This window comes from Ameyamaea chiangmaiensis, assembly GCF_013376175.1.
Lineage (GTDB): Bacteria > Pseudomonadota > Alphaproteobacteria > Acetobacterales > Acetobacteraceae > Ameyamaea > Ameyamaea chiangmaiensis.
This window is the reverse complement of record NZ_JABXXR010000219.1, coordinates 1-3,361: the sequence shown is the minus strand read 5'-3', so window position 1 is coordinate 3,361 and position 3,361 is coordinate 1. Positions and strand designations below refer to the sequence as shown.

The 3,361-nt window shown below is 69.0% G+C and carries 4 protein-coding genes; all 4 read right to left on the bottom strand.

Going from position 1 to position 3,361, the window contains the following annotated elements; genetic code table 11:
* Nucleotides 1-844, bottom strand: an 844-nt coding sequence (locus HUK82_RS15420) for a DUF2125 domain-containing protein (RefSeq protein WP_176614785.1), incomplete at its 3' end; no start/stop codon positions are given.
* Between the two features lie 251 nt (nt 845-1,095).
* Nucleotides 1,096-1,836, bottom strand: coding sequence for a lysophospholipid acyltransferase family protein (locus HUK82_RS15415; RefSeq protein WP_373318292.1), 741 nt, complete (start codon nt 1,834-1,836; stop codon nt 1,096-1,098).
* Between the two features lie 101 nt (nt 1,837-1,937).
* On the bottom strand, nt 1,938-2,576 hold the full coding sequence (locus HUK82_RS15410; protein WP_264802258.1) for a YdcF family protein: 639 nt from the start codon (nt 2,574-2,576) through the stop codon (nt 1,938-1,940).
* Nucleotides 2,555-3,361: cell division protein FtsX (locus HUK82_RS15405; RefSeq protein ID WP_176614784.1), on the bottom strand; the 807-nt coding region annotated here is incomplete at its 5' end. The genes HUK82_RS15410 and HUK82_RS15405, both read right to left, overlap by 22 nt.

Sequence of the window (3,361 nt, the reverse complement as noted above, 5' to 3'; positions counted from 1 at the left end):
CGTCGCGCACATGGCTTGCGATCAGCGTCGCATCCCCGACCGCGTCGGGCCCGCAGCAACGGTGCAGTTGGCCGGCCATGTGCAGGGTCATGGGCCCCCAGTGCGTGACGGCGGTCCGCAGGGCCACCGCGGCCGTCTGCTGCGTGTCGGTCGAGACACCGAACGCCGCGTCGAGGTCGTGTAGCGGCCAGGGCGACGGCGACCCGTCGGGGAATGTCCCGTCCCTCACCGTCAGCCGCAGCGTGAAGGTGCCCGCGATCGGATCCGGACGGATGGCCAGCGAGACTCCCTGAAGCGCCACCGGCCATGCCGGTGCATCCAATGACCGGGCCCGCACGTCGATCCGCGTCGTGCCGTGGCCGGTCCATGGGACGGTCACGACCAGAGCGCGCGCGATGACGCGTTGTGGCCCCAGCGCCCGAAACGCCGCGCGCCATCCGGAGAACCCGGTGTGGTCGGAGGCGTCGCCGTCGGCGGTAGGCAACACCGCCTGCGGGCCATCCGTCGACAGGCGCAGCCGTGTCGGGCTGAACGGCCCAAGTGCGAGGCGCAGTGTTGGTGCACCCCACCCCACGTGTCCGGCTGAGGGGATGCGGACGATGACGCGCGGATTGACGAGTGTCAGCGTCGCCGCGAATGGCCAGCCCCCGCGCCGGGCCTCGGCATAGTCCGCCTGACCCCCGGCGTCGCGGATCGTCCCGATCGTGGCGTCCAGCCTGTGACGCAGTGCCTGGAGGCCGAGAGCCCAGAGACATGTGTCGGCAACGAGGACGAGCCCCACGCCGGCCAGCGCCGCGATGGCGCGTCGTCGAATCGTGATGCTGCGGTCAGGGAAGTTATCCACAGTTGGTGCTGCTCATGGTGTGGACGCGACGATGGCGGCGGGAAATATCTTTAGGTCGACCGGGAACTGGCATCAGTGTAGAGAAAGATAATTCTGTAATAACGATTTTTTTGAAATGAAGATAAAGTTATTGTCTGTCGCGGCAGATCTTGCAGGCTGCGCGTGCCCTGACGGATAAGAGGGGCCCGTTGCGCGGGTCGCTTCCATCCGTGCTGGAAGGACGAGCGCCCACAGAGTTATCCACAGGGGTGTCACGCGCGGGGGACGTGGGTCAGCACCGGATTGTCGGCTTCCAGCCTTGTCCACGCGTTGCGGACCGCAAGCAATAACGCGCCGCGTTCACGTGTTGCCTCGATCGGCGCGCCGATCACGATGTGGATAATCCCCGGACGTTTGATGAACGCGTTGCGCCCCCAGCAGTGCCCGGAATCGGTGACCACCGGCACGACCGGCAGATGCGCGTGGGTGGCCATGGCCGCCAGGCCCGGCTGCAGCGGCACGATCTCGCCCGGTCGGGTGCGCGTGCCCTCGGGAAAGATGACGATCTGGCGCGCGTCGGCCGCCGCCTCACGCGTGTCGGACAGAAGCTTCCGCATTGCCTTCGCGCCGGCCGTGCGCTCCACGGCGATCATCCCGGAAGCGAGCAGCATCGGACCGACCAGCGGCAGGCGCGTCAGTTCGCGCTTCATCACGTAGGCCGGACGTGGGACGAGGTTCATCCAGACCAGCGTGTCGAAGGCGGACTGGTGCTGCGAGGCGATAACGCACGGCGTGCCGGCCGGCAGGTGTTCGAGACCGCTGACCCGGACCTCGATCCCGCAGAGCGCGCGCAGGCAGGCCAGCGAGACGCGTGTCCACAGCTGAGCGTAGCCCAGCGCCCAGGGGCGGGCGAAGGCGCGCAGCGGTAGCGAGACCACTCCCATGACCAGCGTCACTACGGCAAACGTCACGTTGAACGCGCAGGCCCGAAGAACGACCAGGGGAGATGTCATGAAGAGCTGCTGCCTCTGATGTCACGAACGGGCACGGCCGATGCGGGGCGTGCGCGCCCTGCACACCAGAAAAACCCCGCCTAGGCAAGCGCCGCGCGGATTCAGCCGGCCTCGACCAGATTGACCTGCCGCTGCAACCCCAGCAGCGCGCCGATCCACTTGTCGTATTCCAGTGCCATCAAGCGCAGCGTGGCCCGGCGGAACGGATGCCGCAGCGCAGGCGGCCTGACCCGGCATGGTATCAGTGCCACGCCGGGGACGCTGCGCCCGATCTCCAGCAGCGCGCGGCGCATGTGATAGCCAGCGGTCACGATAATCAGGCGTCGCGGGTTGAAGCTGCGGACCCAGTCGCGCGTCTCCACCGCGTTGCCGACGGTCGAGACGGCCTTGTGGCCAAGCGTGAGGTGCCCGTTGATGCCGCCCGCCGCCAGCGCGGGCGTCTGGTCGGCGAGTTCGCTGGCGGTTGCGTGGCTGCCAACCCCGGTGATCAGAATACGGGGCGCGCGTCCGGCCTCGACCAGCCGGGCGGCTGCCTCGATGCGCCCCTGGCCGCCCGTCAGCACGACAATGCCGTCGACCTGTGGCAGTCGCTCCTCCGCCGTGGGGCGCAGCGCGTCGAGCGTGAACCACACGAATCCCGCCAGCCATACGCTGATCGACGCCGCACCCAGTACGACGAAGAGGCGCAGCAGACGCCGCCACGGGCCACCACCACGGCTCACGGCAGGCGTCGCAGCCACGATCGCACCGTAAACTGCGCCGTGCCCCACCCGATGACGGCAGCCCCGGGCGGCAGACACGCAAGCGCCAGCAGCAAAGCGCGCGGCAGATCAAGAACCGGCGTCAGCCACGGGGCGTGGCTCCACCCCGGGTCGATGGCCGTCACCGGGGCGGCGACGAACGGCGCGGCCAGATGCGCCAGTATGCCCAGCAGCGGGAGTGCCGCCGCAGCCCCGATCGTGCCGCCGATCAGCGACAGCACGCCGGTCCGACGGGCAAAGCGGCTGGCGATGTAGCTGTCCGTGGCGCCGAGGCCATGAATGATGTCGATGGTGCGCCGCCGTGCATGCAGACCCGCCCGCGTGACGATCATCAGCACGAGGGTCACGATCGCCGCCACTACGACGATGGCCAGCGCGGCGCACGCCTGAAGACTGTCGGCCAGCGCGCCAAGCCGTTCGCTCCAGACCGTGTTGCGCTCGATCAGGGTCCCGGGGGCCTGCGTTTCCAGTGTGCGGGTGACGGCGTCGGGGATCGTACCACCCGATGCCAGTGTGGCCTCGATCACGGCGGGAAGGGGCAGGGCGAAATGGGCATCCCCGCCGAGCCAGGGGCGCAGCAACTGGTCGAGTTCTGTCGTGTCCAGCATGTGGATGCGCGCGAAGGCCGGCTGGTGGGTCAGGGCCTCCTGCACCGCGGCCGCACGGGTTTTCGGGGCAGGGGTGTTGGCAGCGGGCGCGTCGGGATCAGGCACCTGGACGGTCACCATAGCGGACTCGCCGCCGGCCCAGCGTTCGGCCAGGGT

Excerpts from the sequence above, each read along its gene's own strand:
- HUK82_RS15415 (WP_373318292.1), bottom strand. The coding sequence starts at position 1,836 with ATGACATCTCCCCTGGTCGTTCTTCGGGCCTGCGCGTTCAACGTGACG.